Genomic DNA, 14,829 nt, shown 5'->3' with positions numbered 1-14,829 from the left:
TACCATCTGTTCTTTCGCATGACGACAAGCATATAGTGCGAATCAATGCAATCACTCTGTATGGTCACAATGTTTAGTTCTGCCCAACACAACGTGCAAACGAGGAACTACCAAGAGAAATCGTAAGACATTGTCAACTAAGGTGAGCTGTCTGAGCTGTCGGAGGGCTCAGGTATGGTTAGTTCATCAAGAGAACCTTGCAAACCTGATACCAGTTAAAAATCAATTTGGGGGAGATTGCACATGAGCTACCGGAACAAGACCTATGTAGCGTTTGCGAGTGAAGACATCTCGTCGTACCGGCTTGTGGAGGCGTGGAGAGGGAACAAAAACATCGACTTCAACTTCTTCGATGCCCACGACCTATTTGTTGCTCGTGACACGAGCCGGCCGGAGACCATCAAGAGAAACCTGCGTGAGCGGATGAAGAACGCGAAGCAAATCGTTCTTTTGGGAAGCGCAGCAGCCAAAAAGAAGGGCGGGGATGGGGTTTCATTCTTGGCCTACGAGCTGCAGGTTGCGCTGGAGCTGAATTTGCCTATCGTCGTCTCCCACCTGGATGGGTCTCGCAAGGGCAACAGCGCCAATTACCCCAAGCCGCTCGTCGAGGCTGACCACTACACCATCTCGGTGTCCTTCCAGCCCAAGATCATCCAGTACGCGCTCGACAATTACGCTTCCACATACTCGGCCAGCACTACGACCGGTGAGCGAATCTACAACGCCAGCGTCTACACCGACTTGGGACTGTAGGGCAGTCGCCGTGAATAAAATCTTGCCTCGTCGTGTGAAAGTGATGGGGCAACGGTTCCTTGCTGCACTGGGCGTCAGCGCGATCCCAATTGGAATCTTGGCCCCGCTGTCGCCGAACTGGTGGGAAGGGAAGTGGTGGCTGGTCTTCTTCGTGGGTATGGCAGCGGCTGCGTGGGCGAGCCTCGGCTTACGACGACGCCCCATCCAGCAGACTTATCCAGAAAACGTCACTATTCGGCTGGTGGTGGGTGATTTGTTTGATCAGAAGGCAAGCGTAGTGATCGGGATGACCGCTACCTTCGACACCTCAGTGCCTGACGTGATCGCAAGGAACAGTCTTCAGGGCAACTTCCTATACAAGGTATACGATGGGTCGCAGCACCAGCTGGACCAAGACTTGGATCAGGCCCTGGCTTCAGTGGACTCTGTGGGAACCATCAACAAGGTTGGAAAGCAGACCGTTTACCCTATCGGCACTGTTGCCACCCTTTCCCCACCCGGGTCCATCCGCTATTATTGCGCCGCCTACACGACCATGAACATGCAGAATAAGGCAACCGGTACGATCCGCGGGATGCTCGATAGCCTAGACGAATGTTGGAATCAGGCGGACGTGCATGGAAATGGCGCACCTATTTGCGTTCCTCTTATCGGGCAAGGGCAATCTCGTATTCCCGAGCTCACTCCTGAAATCTCCGTCAGGCTGATAGCTTTCTCATTTCTGCTCCGCACCAAACGGTCACGATTCTCTAGGGAACTACGCATCGTCATTCATCCGGACGAACAAAGTAAAGTCAACCTACCAGAATTCCAAGCGTTTTTGACCTCGCTGGTGGCCGCATGACCGATAGCAGTCTGGATCTTCCCAATGACGATCCCTGCCCCTTCTGCGACTACCTCAGCGGCAAAAGGCCCTTTACAATTATTTGCCGCACCAGTTTGATCGCTGTACTTGTGACAAGAGACCAACGAGGCATTGGCCATCTCCTCGTCATTCCCACCCGCCATTACCCGACACTGTTAGAAGCAACGGTCGAAGAACGTCACGCTCTTATCGACACTGTTGCTGCCGCTGCTGCCGCGATCGATGACGCTTATGAGCGGCCAGGGATTGCTGTCTGGCAGAATAACGGAACTGCTGCACACCAAGCTATCGCGCACCTCCACTTTCATGTTGCCGGTACACTTCCCGGCGGTGGTACAGACTTTGGAGAAGTACCTGAGCTCACTGTTCAGCAGACAGACCAAATCGCGCGGCAATTAGCAGAAGCAACTACGTCGCCTATCTGCCAACCATGACTGTGAATCCTCCACCGTGATTGAATGGGGACTAACTGAAACGAACAACGCATGGCTGGACTGTTGTTTCATTAGCCTAAAAGCTTGACCAGAGCAGCCTGGATAATCCTAAAGTGTCCAAGGGCGCGTATGCGGTGATGCTGTCCCAGGTTGTTTTACTTTCGCGTGGCAAGGAATCAATGTGAATCAACAAGATACTCACCGGGTATGCGTCGTCTTTAGTCGCTGAGTAAGTCATGAAGGTTTGAGGCACAGCCGATTGACTTTTAAACGGCTGTGCCTTTACCGTTTCTTTTTGCCTACTTCATCGGAAGCGGCTCATCGAGCGGTTGCGCCTTTGCGCTCATATCGATGCCCAGATCCTTAGCGAACACTGTACGGGTTCCGGTGTAGACTCCGTCCTTGTTCTCGTCGAGTTCGAAGACGCGGGCACCGCGAAGCTCGTGGTTCTCGGTTCCACCAAGGCCATAAGTGCCGAAGCCGGTACCCGGGGCGTAGCCCAGCTCGATGCCGTAGTAGTCGCCCTTGAAGGTATTGATGTGGTCGTGGCCGCAGTACACGCCACGAACATCGCCGCGCTCCTGAAGGGCTGTGAACAAGCCGGAGTTGAAGGCGCCGACGTAGATGCCCTCGTTCTTGACTCCTTCGATGGAGTGCTTGGCCGCCGCTTTCTCGTGGTCGGCATCATTCGAGGTGAACTGGGAGCCGTACCACATGTGGTGGTGCTCCCACAGTGGGATATGGAAGAACATCAAGGACTGGACCTTGCCATAGCGTGCTTCGGTGGCCTGGGAAGCTTCGCGGTACCAAGCGATCTGCTCTGGGCGGATCCAGTCGTAGGACATGAGCCCTTCGAAGTCCTGTCCGCCAATGGTCTTTGGCGCGTAGCGGTTCGAATCGAGCAGCCAGATACCGAAGGCGGGCTTGGCGTTCTTGGATGAGGCGATCAGCAGCTGGGAGTTCGATTCGCCTTGGATCTTGTCATTCTTCGAGTTGGTGTTGAACTCGTAGCCGCGAACGAAATCGAGAATTTTGGCATCCGTCATATTGGTGCCGTTGGGCATCGAGTCCTCGTCATGGTTGCCAAAGGTCAGTGCCCAGGGGACACCCCGAGATTCCATGGGCTGGACAACGTTGTTGATTGCCTGCTTGACCTCGGTGGTGGTTTTCGGCGAACCATTGATGACGTCGCCGTTGATGAGCGCGAAGCCTGGCTTTTCGGTATCCAGCACCTTGTCCATCAGTTCCAGAGTGCGGCGATCGGTGCGCGGGCCATCCTGCGTGTCATTGAATTGAACGATCTTGAACTTGCCGTCTGCCGCGAACTTGAGCTTCGGGGTGGCAGCTGGAGCCTTCTTGGCCGGCGCTGCGGACGCTGCTGTGCTGTTGGCAGCGAGGAGTCCGGTAATCGCGGCAGCTGTGCTGCCGATCAGAACTCCGCGACGGGGGACAGAAGAAGAATTGCTCACAGATGTGCCTTTCACATGAATAAGGTAGCCAGTATTAATTATTTGGCTGATAACCACTAGAGCGTAGGGCTGGCTAGTGACCAGACAGTGAACGCTGGTAGTCGCTCCCAGCCCCTGCGCGTAAATAAAGCTGTAGAACATGAACCTTCGGCCTTCAAGCCGATTCGGGCGTGCAACAGTTCACAAGATTTGTCGAGGCAAACATCAAACGTCTAATGTTTAAACGTGATTGTCAACTCGGCTGAACAGCCCGTCCCGCCCGATGCCCCGCAAGCCCGGAAGTCACCGTGGATGGTCGGTGCCCTTGCCGTCGTTGCGGTAATCCTCGTCGGGTTGAATCTGCGCATGGGCATCGCCTCCGCGTCACCGCTCTTCCACGAGTTGCAGGAAATGCTGGGCTATGGCACCTTTATCGCCTCGTTGCTGCCGACAATTCCGGTGCTCTGCTTCGCCGTGGCTGGTGCCGCAACCAGCTTGGTGATTCGCCGTACCGGCCTTGAAATGGGCATTGCCTTTTCCTTGCTGCTGCTCACGGCTGGCTTGGCCCTGCGAGTCGTCGATTCCACCTGGGCTTTGCTGGCAGGCACTGTGGTGGGCATGAGTGGTCTGGCTATCTGCAACGTGGCCATGCCCTCTTTCATCCGCGAACATCATGGACACCGTTCGGCCTCGATGACCGCCGCATACACGACAACCATGTCAATTGGCGCGACCTTTGCCTCCGCAGTCAGCATCCCTCTGGCAATGCAAGTCGGATCACCCACAACCGCCTTGGCTTTTTGGGCGATACCGGCCAGCTTGGCTCTGCTGGCATTTGTACCATTATCTTTCTCGGGAAACCGCACGAAGCCCACTGCGGGCGCGCATGTCTCACCTTGGCCGCTGCTGGCCACGGGCAAGGGTTTGCTATTCACCACGGTCTTCGGAATCCAGTCGTTGCTGGTCTACACGGTGGTCAGCTGGTTGCCGCATATCCTCATCTCGCGCGGGCTGGAACCGGCTGCCGCCGGGCTGATGCTCGGAATCGTGCAGGGAGTGAGCATCCCGGCGGTCCTGATCATGCTCTGGATGGCCTCGAAGCCGGGTTTGCTGCGCAGTGCTTTCCTGCTGACCACAAGCTGCTCGGTACTCGGCTTCCTGGCCCTGCTGGTTCTGCCCGTGGAATTGTCCTTGATCAGCTCGATACTCATCGGACTGGGATTCGGCGTTTTCCCGCTGGTTATGCTTATGCTCAGCCGCAGCGGTGGAAGCGCAGAAGAAACCACGGCTCTGTCCACGGTGGCTCAGTCGGTAGGCTATTTGATTGCAGCCCTTGGCCCGTTCGTACTGGGTCTGATGCAAGGCGCCTTGGGATCCTGGACCTTGGGACTGGCGATCGTGCTGGTCTTCGCGGTGGTTCAGCTGGTGTTCTGTTTCAAGCTTGGCGGTCTGCGCACCGAGGCCGATTCCCGGCAGTTGGTCGAAGTTGATGGTTCAGCCGAAGTGGGGCGCTCATGATCAACATGCCAATCCGCCCACCGCTGGCCGAAGAAGTCGTTGCCCGGTTGAGCGATGCCGTGGCGCAAGGACGCTGGGCGGTAGGGGATCGCATTCCGGCAGAACCCGAGCTGATCGCCGAAATGGGTGTTTCGCGCGGTACGCTGCGCGAAGCAATTAAGGCTCTGGCTCGCACGGGCATGTTCGAGGTGCGCAGGGGAGACGGTACCTATGTGCGGGCCACCAGCGAAATCAGCGGAACCGCGCAACGCGTATACCGGGAACACTCGGACCAGGATGTTCTGCAGGTGCGTTTCGCTTTGGATACCCAGGCCGCGAGGCTCGCTGCGAAATCCTCCGATGCGCAGGTGATCCAGGGCTTGCGTACCCTGTTGCGTCAACGAAGTGATGCATGGCGGGCGCAGGACTATCAGGCTTGGTCGCAGGCAGACTGGCAGTTCCATCTAGAAGTGGCGCGCGCCTCCGGAATTCCGCTGCTGCACGAGATTTACGAGAGCTTCGGCGACGTCTTCCACGGCACCAAGATGGCCCAGCGACTAGCGGAGGGATTCGACGGTTGCCTGCGCGAGGGGCATGAATCCCTGGTGGATGCCATCGAAGCCGCCGATGATGAAGCAGCCACTCGGACAGTTATTGCAAACCTCGACTACTGCATGAGTTGGATGCCGTAAGTCCCGAACAGGAGCGCCGTGACGATTGCCACCAGGGCGCCGAGATTCTGTGCCTAAGAAGCTAAATGACTCCTAGGGAGGACACCAAAAAAGGGACCCTACGCGCGATATCTAGCTTCACGTAAGGGGCGTATCACTTGCGGTGGACCGGAATCCACATTAAGATTTATGGAAACGGATATACGCGTAAACTAAAGAATACGTTTTACCTCAACAATTACATGAATTCTTTTTCATCCGATTAATTCATTTATTATTTGAGCGGCAAAAAACGCATCGTGGCATCCCAACGAACGATGGAAGAACGAATTTAAATTACGGTGAATAGGATGATCCGATTTCCCAGGTCTGGTCTGCCAGCTCGAAAGATCTTCGACAACCATGTCAGAGGAAGCTACGACAGGAAAGAATCTTTCCGAGTCGCCAATAACAATTCCGAGCTGAAAATCCCGTCCAATTCGGGAAGCCAAACCATTGAAATCACTCCTGCCACTCGTCGAGCTGAAGCTTACCACAAAATCTTCAAGGGTAAGCTGAGTATTTGTTTGGCGCCATCCTTTGGGGATATTCCAATTGTGGAATGGTTGTTCTACGCTCGAACTATTGAATTTTGGATATGATCCACTGGTCATGCGAGTATTGCGATGCTGAACGAACAATGAATTATTCGAAGTCCTCAACTCCAAGACACAAATCGGCGTCACCATGAAGAATGCTCCTCTGACGCGCGGAACGCTACCTCTATTTTCGTCCAATTCTCGGTCGGCGTCCCGAGGATTAAAATATAGACTTTTCACCCCATAATGTCTTTCAGTGGCGGGGTGGTCCGGTTCGCCTCTTGTTTCGACCAGAAACCACATCACGATGTTTCTAGCGGATACCACCTTTTCCTTTAGGACGGAAGAATGACGATCCAGGTCAAGATCTTGAAGCAAGATTTTCCTTATGCGAGTTGAAATGGCAAGGGTCCGTTATTTCTTGCTCAATAATACAGAGTCAATTCAGCAGTATCGACGTCGCCTCCGCCAAGATTCAATATGCGCAGTCCGATATTCCGTTCGCGCAGTTCTTCGGCGAGTTCGAGCATTTTCTGGGTGGAACGACCCAGCCGATCCAATGTCGTGATCACCAGATTGTCTTCTGGGTGGAGTGCATCGAGGGCTTTATCGAGTCCAGGACGTTTGGTTAGCGCCCCGGAGAGCCCGTGGTCGGTGTAGAGGTCATCGCGCCGGATGGCAGCTGCGAAGGGGTCTTGGATTTGCCGGTCGCTGTCTTGGGCTTTGGTTGATACGCGCGATTCCGATCAGCTTGGTCATGGAATCCTTGAAAAGTATCTCGCAACTAATGGTGTCAGCACGATTTGAGGACATTGGTTGCAACACATAGTTGCGAGGATTTAGGACCAGTGAGTTTTCAAGGTTTTCAGCTGGGGGAGTGGCGGGTGATGAGACGTCTCGCAACCTATAACTTTTGCGACGCATTTCCTGTATGGGTAGAGGAAATTCAAGGACACGGGAATAGTTGAACCTTTCCTTCTTCTCGCGCTGTCATCATGGGTGTGTGACCGAAGCTATCGGTTTCGCCATTCATTCAACAGCGTTGTCGTCCCAGGCACCGCGGAAGAGAGCCGCTGTGCGTCTCAGTAACATCCACATCGAGAACTATGCACGGTTACGCGATTTAGAGCTCTCAGTTCGAGGTCATCTTGTCATCGTCGGGGCTAATGACGTCGGAAAAACTTCTCTCCTGCGGCTTCTCAACCTACTATTGGGAAGCACCGCGCAGCTATACCAGAATCTTTCCGTTGACGACCTGCAGCAACCAGACAGGCCCCTCATCGTCTCTGTCTCCTTCAGCTCCTTCACTGACGCTGAACGTATTCTTTTTCACCGGGAGATTGACATCGATCCAGACGACAGATCAGAGTCACTCGACGTTCGACTCGAGGTCCAGATCGATCCGGAAGACACTGAGTCTGTTCTCATCTCAAGATGGTGCCCGGGACGCGGCGAGGTGAGAAATCCTACGAGAGAGCAGATTGTAGCGTTCGGATGGCGTTATCTTCCCGCTGCGAGATCCTCATCAGCCAATCATCTCGAAGGTCGCGATGGTGCCGTCCAAGTGCTTCTCCGCGCAGTCGAGTCCGAGCTCGGAGATGAAAAAGCCATTTTCAGCGCGTTACTTGAGTCATTCAATGACAAGCTCAGTGAAAGCCCCGCCCTCACCCAGCTGAGAAAGGGCATGGCGCAACACCTCTCTAGTTCGATGCCGAAAGACATAAATACAGATCAGCTGTCGATCCGAACCTCTGCAGACCCGAGCAAATCGGTCCTCGAAAACGTATCCATGTACCTCGCCCGAGAAGAAGATTTTGCACCTCTCTCGCAACAATCCGATGGTATCCGTCAGCTGATTTCAATGACACTATTTGATCTCGCACAGGGTGCAGCGAATGTAATCGCGATCGACGAACCTGAGTTGCATCTGCATCCGTCCAGCCAACGTACTGTAGCGGAGCTGCTTACTCAACAGGTGAATCAAAAAATCCTGGTCACACACTCGCCCTACATAGTGCAGAAATTTGATCCCGCACAAGTGGTTGCCGTCAGTCCGGACGGTGCGTGCCATCAAATAGATCCGACGACGTTTTCCATCGAAGAGCGTATGCAAGCCCACTGGTGGTCGCCACGCATGCTGGAAGCTCTCGCGGCACGCTTTGCAATCGTAGTAGAGGGAATAGCTGACCGCCTGATCGTAGAGGCGGCCGCACGAGCGCGCGGAATATCGCTAGATCGGATCGGTGCAATGGTCTTTGAACTAGGGGGGCGCGGAGAACTTCCCCACGGTCTACAAGTTGCTAGGTCCGCACGGCTTCAACGTTCACGTACTCGGCCTCGTCGACGAGGCCGAAAGCCCCCGGTGGGTCGGGGCGGTCGGCGGCAGACCCAAGAACGTCATCGGCACCACCGTCTTCATCTCCAAGGCTGATCTCGAAGACGAATACTGTCGCTCACTGGGCACAGCGCGGGTATCTGAAATGCTCATCGATGCACACGTCGCGGACCAGTCTGCGATTCTCTCCTCGTGCGCAGCCGTCAGTATTCCCGACGTGGATGTATCAGCTCTAGCTAAGTTTTGCCGATCGAGTACGAAATCAGGAAACCGGAAAGTTCCTGCTGCCCTCGCCGTGTCAAAGTTGCTCACTGCCGATGAATCCTTGAAGCTCGAGAGCGTCGCAGCACTTCTTACCCGTCTCGAAACAGTCGCGCGCGAATCATGACAAAAACTCCCGACTTTGACGCAGCAGTGACACATAACGCACAGAACCTTCTGGTCATCGCCCCGCCCGGATGCGGTAAGACAGAGTTGCTTGCTCGACGAGCCGCGCTATTGATCCCCAGGCTAAGCCCGAACCAGAAAATTCTTGCTCTCACATTCTCGAACAAGGCCAAGGCCAACCTCACTGGTCGGCTTGTCAGCGTTCTTGGAGTTGAACGCACGCGCAAATATATCAGTATTCACAATTTTCACGGCCACGCAGCGGAGATCGTTAGGGCACATGGACGGACGCTCGGCATCGATCCGCAATTTGAAATGCCAGATAAGCGAACTCAACCCGAGGCAATCGCCCCCCTGCTCGACGGGCTTTCTGAGAGTGATGCTGGTGATCTGAATAGACGAATCGAAGAAGACCTCCGTGATGCAAAACAACGTCCTAACAGCGACTGCCAAGTACTTGACGCACTCGCCGCCCACGGACTTACTCAGTCGGCTGAGCTAGAGGCAGCGCGGCAAGAATCCGGGACTATCTTTTACGATGATCTACTCAGGCATGCCCAGAGGCTGATCCGTGTGCCGGAAATTGCGTCGCTTTATCGCAAGCACTACGGCGCCATGTTGGTGGATGAATTTCAAGATCTCTCTCCACAGCAACTCGATCTGGCAATTCGCAGTTGCGAGCAAAGTCGCACGTTCGTGGGTGACCCGCTCCAAGGCATCTATAGCTGGACAGGTGCTCGACCAATCGATGTGGAGCGACGACTCCGCAAGATCTGCGGCGAGCCTGTCGACCTCGGTGTCTCCTATCGATCGTCACCCAGAGTCCTCGGACTGCTGAACTTGGTCTCCGTCGGGCTTGGCGGTCAGGCTCTCCAACCGAACGACCCCAACGTCTGGTTCGAAGAAGGCATAACTACCGGCGCCAGGTTCTCGACAGGGGCAAAAGAAGCAGCGTTCATTGAACAGGCGTCGCGTCGCATTCTTGATAAGCAACCAAGCGCCACAATTGGAATCATCTGTCGAGCAGCCTGGCGACGTAAGCCTATCGACGCAGTATTTGCGGGGTCTTCACTGCCCAGCACGCGGTGGGACCTCGCTGTCGATGATGCGCGCATCATCGAACTCATCAATGGCGCTACGACGAGGCTCGGCGGAAACCCAGACCTTGCTGCCCTTAAGACAGAAGTACTCGCCCGTATAGATGCCACTGACTTGGACACCGCTGCTGACGTGGCGGACGCCTTGGACCATCTCGAAAATCTGGCCACTGACACCGGATCAATTCAGGCTACTCTTATGCAATTTCGCATCCTCGATAAAGGCGACACTGCCATCGGACCTGGCGTTCATCTGCTCAACGCACACACTGGGAAAGGACAACAATTTGATTGGGTTTTCATCCCCGGTTTCGAACAAGGCCATGTGCCCAGCTTCTTGGCGAAGAAACAATCCGAGATCGAAGAGGAACACCGTGTCCTCCTGGTGATGCTCTCCCGCGCTAGACACGGCGTAATACTCAGTCGAGCAGATTCACTGATCTCGAAGAAGGGGCAACCATATTCGACGAGAGTCAGCACCTGGGCCAGCGAATTGAGAACCGGGCTCATAACTGATCAAACCGGTTTGTTCGAACATGTCGCCAGGATGCCGGAACAATCAAGTTGAAAATATTTACTGTCTCATAACCTAGGTGTCTCGAATCCCATGGATAGTGAGCCACTGGCCAAAGCTGCGGTGCTCGTGGATGATTTATGGCCGGTATCTTCGTGTTATGCACCCCCAAGAACTGGTCGATGACGGTGGTTTCGGTGAACGGATAAAGATCCGATTGACGTCTGTTTAGACGGGGCTTTCGGTAGCGCACGCGTAACGAAGCGGTATGTCATCTCTCAAAACATCGCTTACAGCCTGACTCAATACATCGATTACACGATGTCTCAGAACATCGCTAACAGGTAGCAGGCGTCGTGGCAGACCGGCTTGAGGGTTGGCACTTCGGTAATTGAAGGTGTCAATTTCATTATCGTCGGCGATACGCCGTCAAATCATCGAGTTCGATCCGGGCCTGCCCGACTCTCCGAGTATCTCGCAGTTCTGCAAGCAACTGGGAATCAGCAGACCCTCCTACTACAAGGTCAAGAAACGCTACGTCGCCGAGGGGAACAAAGCACTCAACCCGCACTCCAGGGCACCGAAAACCACCCGCGCGATCTACGGGGAAGAAACCAAGGAAACCGTGCTCAAGAAACGCCGCCGGCCGGCCAAAGCAGGCTGGGACCACGGGCCGATCTCCATCTGGTTCGAAAGCCTGTACACGGAGGAAATCTGCGACGGATGCCCCTCGGCGGCTGGCGTCACCAAGAGCAACCCGAGGAAGCGGCCCCGCAAGTCCTGGCTTCGGTTCTCCCGATCGAACTCTTGAAAAACAGAGCAGGAACCGAGCCTTACTGCAAGATGTCCGGAAGAACCCTGCTCAGGATGACAAAGTGCGCCGCAAGGGACCTAGTGGACCGACCCTCAGATTGACCTCTGTTCCTTCGCCACCTGCCCGAGAGCGTATGAATTGGAGGAATTGAGTCCAGCCGCGGCCGGTCTCTAAAGGTGTGTGTTTCAAAATTGGGTCTTTCCTAGGGATTCCATGGAAGTTTCAAAGACCCCATAAGGGTGAACCTTCGTAGTCAAATCCATACCAGCAGAATCCTCCGCAGCAGGCCGAAAAAGAATGGCACTACGACCAAGGGACCGAACACTCGCGGTGCACCAGATGCGGTGGCGGTATGATCCGGCAACGTGACTATGCCACCGCCCGCTTTAGGAATCCACCGCTCGACAGTTAACCGTCGGAGCACCACGTGTTGCCCACACCACACAGCAAGTGCGCTGGTGCTACGCGGGGTGGGACCTTATCACCGTTACCGGGGACCATCACACGGCCCGATCCTCCACGAACCGCTGTCGGGACCAAATCGATCTACCAACACCTGCGGCTGTTGAAATACAATTAGGAATATCGAAAGGACCAACCACGGTCGGACGAGGTAAGCCAGGTAGGGTCGGATGACAACAGTCGATTTCGAAACAAGCGTTGAGTTATCTGAAGTGCATCGTGACACCTCGATTGTATTTTCCATTTCATCAATCCCGAGTGAGACGATACGCCCATGAGTAACAATGTATCTCCCGTCCCCATGACCACTGCGGCGGAGGTTTGGCGTCGCCTCATCCAGGAGCGCGTGCTCCGGCCAAAAAGCTACGACAAGGATATCGTCACTCTCTTAGAATCGCAGTTACCTGGCTCGAAGCCGTTGGCTGTGCGTATGGAGGCCGCCGGATGGACCGCGCGGGACTTATTGCGGGCGATGTCTCCGGTAGTTGATTCGTTCGCTGGTCTTATGCGCGATCTGCTTTCCCTCTACAATGACATTGATGCCACCCGTGCGACAACGGAGAACCTCATCCTTTCCTATGAATTCGACGAGGGGGAAGTGTTTGACCAGTCGTTGATGCAGTTCCGGAGTGCTGTTGCCACTTTGGATCGTGTGCAGGCTGCTCGTGGTGCGTTCGTGCTCTCGACACAGCGATGGGAGTATCCTTCGGCCAAATTGTGGTCCCCCTGCAACGCTAATTTTCGGGCTCTACGTGGTGAGGACGAGGACGAGTGGAGATTCACCTTGCCTGTACCTCCGGAGGTGGATGACCCCGAGGTGGCGCGCGGAGTGTCCCTTGTGTACGCGGTGCTCACAGCAAGCTGCGACACACTGCGGAACTACGGCGCGACCATGCACGCCGTCAGCAACAATCCTGCGCTTCAGGATAGGAAACAGAACGAGCTCGCGGAGCATCGAAAACTGTTCTTCGATTTCACCGATTTCTTCCCTGAAGTGGTGATCCTGCGACTTCGAGCAGACGTCGAGCACCTAGCATCCAGGCCTTCCAACGATGTCAACAAGTGGCTTCGTGAAATAGAGATCTGGTGCTCGTCGTTCTGGGGAACTGAAGTTAGTGATGCAGCATCCGCTTTGGATTCGGTGTTGTCCTTGCCAATGTGGGGCAAACGCCACGAACTGTATTCGACGTGGGTGGTCTGCATTATAGCTAAGGCGTTCAAAGGGCAAAAATTGCAGTTCGAGGTAGTCAACGGACGGCTAAGTTTCCCATTCAAAGCCACCAAAATTGCATCTTTTGAGGACCCTGCCGGTCAAGTAGAGCTATGGTCCGAAGTTAGGTCTGCTGCATCCGGTGTGTTAGCTCATGGTCGCAAGCAGGGAGTGCAACCCGACTATCGCTTCCAGCGACCGGGGCAGGCGCCGCACGAAACAGATATGGCTATCGAAGTCAAACAGTATAGGAGTGCCGCGGCTTCGCGTCACGGCGACACCGCGAGGGACTATGCCAGAGCCCTGCCCCTTGCCAGAGTGGCGATTGTGGCGCATGGCCCGATCGGCAATACCGCCATGAACCGTGTCGACGTCTCCGATCGAGACCGGGTCTCATTCCGCGAAAACGTGCGGTCGCTTGTATCAGCTGAGTCGAAGGCACTCATCGAAGAGCTGGCGGGAGTTTTTCCTCCCTTGGCCCCGCATGTGCTGGCCATTAAAGCTGGACAGTCTCGCGTCCATGAAGTCGAGGTCCTGCTCATCACGCTTCAGCAGGAATCAGTCCCTGACACAATTCTGCATAGAGGCATACACATCCAAGCGCTTGACCCGTCGACGGAAGCGGAGATCGTCTTGGAGATTGTGTGTCACCCGGAGCGGGGACACACGATCGATGGCGCGCGCCCCTTTGTTACCATCACCTTCAGTTATGGGGACGAGAGACGCTTCGAGGCCGTCCAGCCGAACCTTTCCACTAGTTGGCATGTCGGAACCCTCAGCAAAGGATCGTTCATTATATCGGGCAAGAGCGTCGAGAGTGTTGGCTAACTCGTGCCCGTGAGGGACGTGGTGGAGGGCCAGCGCAGACGCACTGCTAACTATTGATGGATTGTGTTTGGTGCAACGATGGAATGTGCCAGCACGGTAATGCAAATAAAGGAATTTTGCCTGTCGCAGGCTCGCTTTACCACACTGGTCAAACATGGCAACGACGAGGTTTTCAACAAAAAGCCGCCAGCATATTGAGCTGTAGCGGACCAATATCCTCGGAGAGACGCAAGATTATTCGGAGACGAACTTTGTGAGCGCACTTGGAGTCCTCGTCCAAGCGTCGGTTGTTTTTGCTATTCTCAAACCATATGCAACCGGTAAGAATAATGATGAAGTTGGAGAGTTAACCTCATGTCGACAAACAATTATTTTGCCCCAGTGAGCAAGTTACTTGCAGGATTTGAAAAGGTTGGAATCGTGTTGCGTCCTGCGGAACGTAAAACGCAAATCTATATCTGGCAGGTGGAAGGCTGCGCTGTATATGTTGGCAAGAAATCGGACAAAGCAATGCGCGCGGTGCAAGAACGAAACTGGGTTGCCGAGAAAACTGTATTGGAAAATTATGAGATCCCTTTCGTGCGTACAATGAGACGTCTTAATGCACAACCAGTTGAATACATAATAGGTTCAGTAGATTTAGATGTACTTCGAAACAAAATATTCGAACATCGAGTAAAGGGTTTCAAAGAAGCTATTGCTGAACTGCAAGACAAAGAAACGCTATCTAACGCCGAGATAGAAACAGCGTTAATACGTGCCATTGTCCAAGCTGGATATGTCTTGGCGAATTCTTCGGGAGCAGGTCTGTGGGATGGTGCTTTGCGTCAAGCCCATCTAATTGGATCCTTGACTGCATGGGCGAATTGGGGGACAGACGATGATTTTCTCTTGGGCTTGAGTGGCGATCTGGACGCAGGGCTTCCGCAAAGTCGC

General features: G+C 54.5%; 11 protein-coding genes and 2 pseudogenes. 10 read left to right on the top strand and 3 right to left on the bottom strand.

Annotated features, from left to right (window positions below):
• The first annotated feature begins 243 nt into the window (after window positions 1–243).
• The 3 genes from CIK76_RS03700 to CIK76_RS03690 are packed head-to-tail and all read left to right on the top strand — an operon-like array spanning window position 244 to window position 2,052.
• Entirely contained in the window at window positions 244–753 is a 510-nt protein-coding gene (locus CIK76_RS03700; RefSeq protein ID WP_096283589.1) for a TIR domain-containing protein, read from the top strand.
• Window positions 754–763: 10 nt separating this feature from the next.
• Complete coding sequence (locus CIK76_RS03695; protein WP_255248337.1) at window positions 764–1,597, top strand: macro domain-containing protein; 834 nt, start codon at window positions 764–766, stop codon at window positions 1,595–1,597.
• Complete coding sequence (locus CIK76_RS03690) at window positions 1,594–2,052, top strand: HIT family protein (RefSeq protein WP_096283587.1); 459 nt, start codon at window positions 1,594–1,596, stop codon at window positions 2,050–2,052. Before CIK76_RS03695 ends, CIK76_RS03690 begins: the two co-directional genes overlap by 4 nt.
• A gap of 299 nt (window positions 2,053–2,351) precedes the next feature.
• On the opposite strand, the gene CIK76_RS03685 is transcribed toward CIK76_RS03690, so the two are convergent.
• Window positions 2,352–3,521 (bottom strand): metallophosphoesterase family protein, encoded by a 1,170-nt coding sequence (locus CIK76_RS03685; RefSeq protein WP_255248336.1) that lies wholly within the window; start codon window positions 3,519–3,521, stop codon window positions 2,352–2,354.
• 225 nt (window positions 3,522–3,746) lie between these two features.
• Here CIK76_RS03685 and CIK76_RS03680 point away from each other — a divergent pair, with 225 nt between their 5' ends.
• Entirely contained in the window at window positions 3,747–5,018 is a 1,272-nt protein-coding gene (locus tag CIK76_RS03680) for an MFS transporter (protein WP_096283583.1), read from the top strand.
• Window positions 5,015–5,689 carry an FCD domain-containing protein gene (locus tag CIK76_RS03675; RefSeq protein WP_096283581.1) on the top strand — a complete coding sequence of 225 codons (675 nt, stop codon included), beginning with the start codon at window positions 5,015–5,017 and terminating at the stop codon, window positions 5,687–5,689. The genes CIK76_RS03680 and CIK76_RS03675 overlap by 4 nt, the downstream gene beginning before the upstream one ends.
• Window positions 5,690–5,922: 233 nt before the next feature.
• Here CIK76_RS03675 and CIK76_RS18980 read toward each other — a convergent pair whose 3' ends face one another.
• Window positions 5,923–6,624, bottom strand: coding sequence for a hypothetical protein (locus tag CIK76_RS18980; RefSeq protein WP_141393450.1), 702 nt, complete (start codon window positions 6,622–6,624; stop codon window positions 5,923–5,925).
• A 68-nt stretch (window positions 6,625–6,692) separates the two neighbouring features.
• Window positions 6,693–7,005: pseudogene (locus CIK76_RS03670) on the bottom strand (recombinase family protein); the annotation flags it as partial.
• A gap of 244 nt (window positions 7,006–7,249) precedes the next feature.
• On the opposite strand from CIK76_RS03670, the gene CIK76_RS03665 reads away from it, so the two are divergent.
• The 5 genes and pseudogenes from CIK76_RS03665 to CIK76_RS03645 form a co-directional block, all read left to right on the top strand.
• Entirely contained in the window at window positions 7,250–8,677 is a 1,428-nt protein-coding gene (locus CIK76_RS03665; protein ID WP_176484075.1) for an AAA family ATPase, read from the top strand.
• Between the two features lie 288 nt (window positions 8,678–8,965).
• Window positions 8,966–10,633 carry an ATP-dependent helicase gene (locus tag CIK76_RS03660; protein WP_096283577.1) on the top strand — a complete coding sequence of 556 codons (1,668 nt, stop codon included), beginning with the start codon at window positions 8,966–8,968 and terminating at the stop codon, window positions 10,631–10,633.
• Between the two features lie 343 nt (window positions 10,634–10,976).
• A pseudogene (locus tag CIK76_RS03655) lies at window positions 10,977–11,384 on the top strand (helix-turn-helix domain-containing protein); the annotation flags it as partial.
• Window positions 11,385–12,129: 745 nt separating this feature from the next.
• Entirely contained in the window at window positions 12,130–13,893 is a 1,764-nt protein-coding gene (locus CIK76_RS03650; protein WP_141393449.1) for a hypothetical protein, read from the top strand.
• A 354-nt stretch (window positions 13,894–14,247) separates the two neighbouring features.
• Window positions 14,248–14,829 (top strand): hypothetical protein (locus tag CIK76_RS03645; RefSeq protein ID WP_141393448.1); only part of this gene is annotated, 582 nt, incomplete at its 3' end.

Origin of the sequence: Glutamicibacter sp. BW80 (genome assembly GCF_002332385.1) — a bacterium.
Lineage (GTDB): Bacteria > Actinomycetota > Actinomycetes > Actinomycetales > Micrococcaceae > Glutamicibacter.
Note: the sequence above shows the minus strand (reverse complement) of the source record. Positions and strands in the feature narration are given on the sequence as shown.

What these genes read in the sequence shown, in the direction of transcription:
- CIK76_RS03675 (WP_096283581.1), top strand. Translation starts at nt 5,015, where the DNA reads ATGATCAACATGCCAATCCGCCCACCGCTGGCCGAAGAAGTCGTTGCC.
- CIK76_RS03660 (WP_096283577.1), top strand. Translation starts at nt 8,966, where the DNA reads ATGACAAAAACTCCCGACTTTGACGCAGCAGTGACACATAACGCACAG.
- CIK76_RS03690 (WP_096283587.1), top strand. Translation starts at nt 1,594, where the DNA reads ATGACCGATAGCAGTCTGGATCTTCCCAATGACGATCCCTGCCCCTTC.
- CIK76_RS03650 (WP_141393449.1), top strand. Translation starts at nt 12,130, where the DNA reads ATGAGTAACAATGTATCTCCCGTCCCCATGACCACTGCGGCGGAGGTT.
- CIK76_RS03700 (WP_096283589.1), top strand. Translation starts at nt 244, where the DNA reads ATGAGCTACCGGAACAAGACCTATGTAGCGTTTGCGAGTGAAGACATC.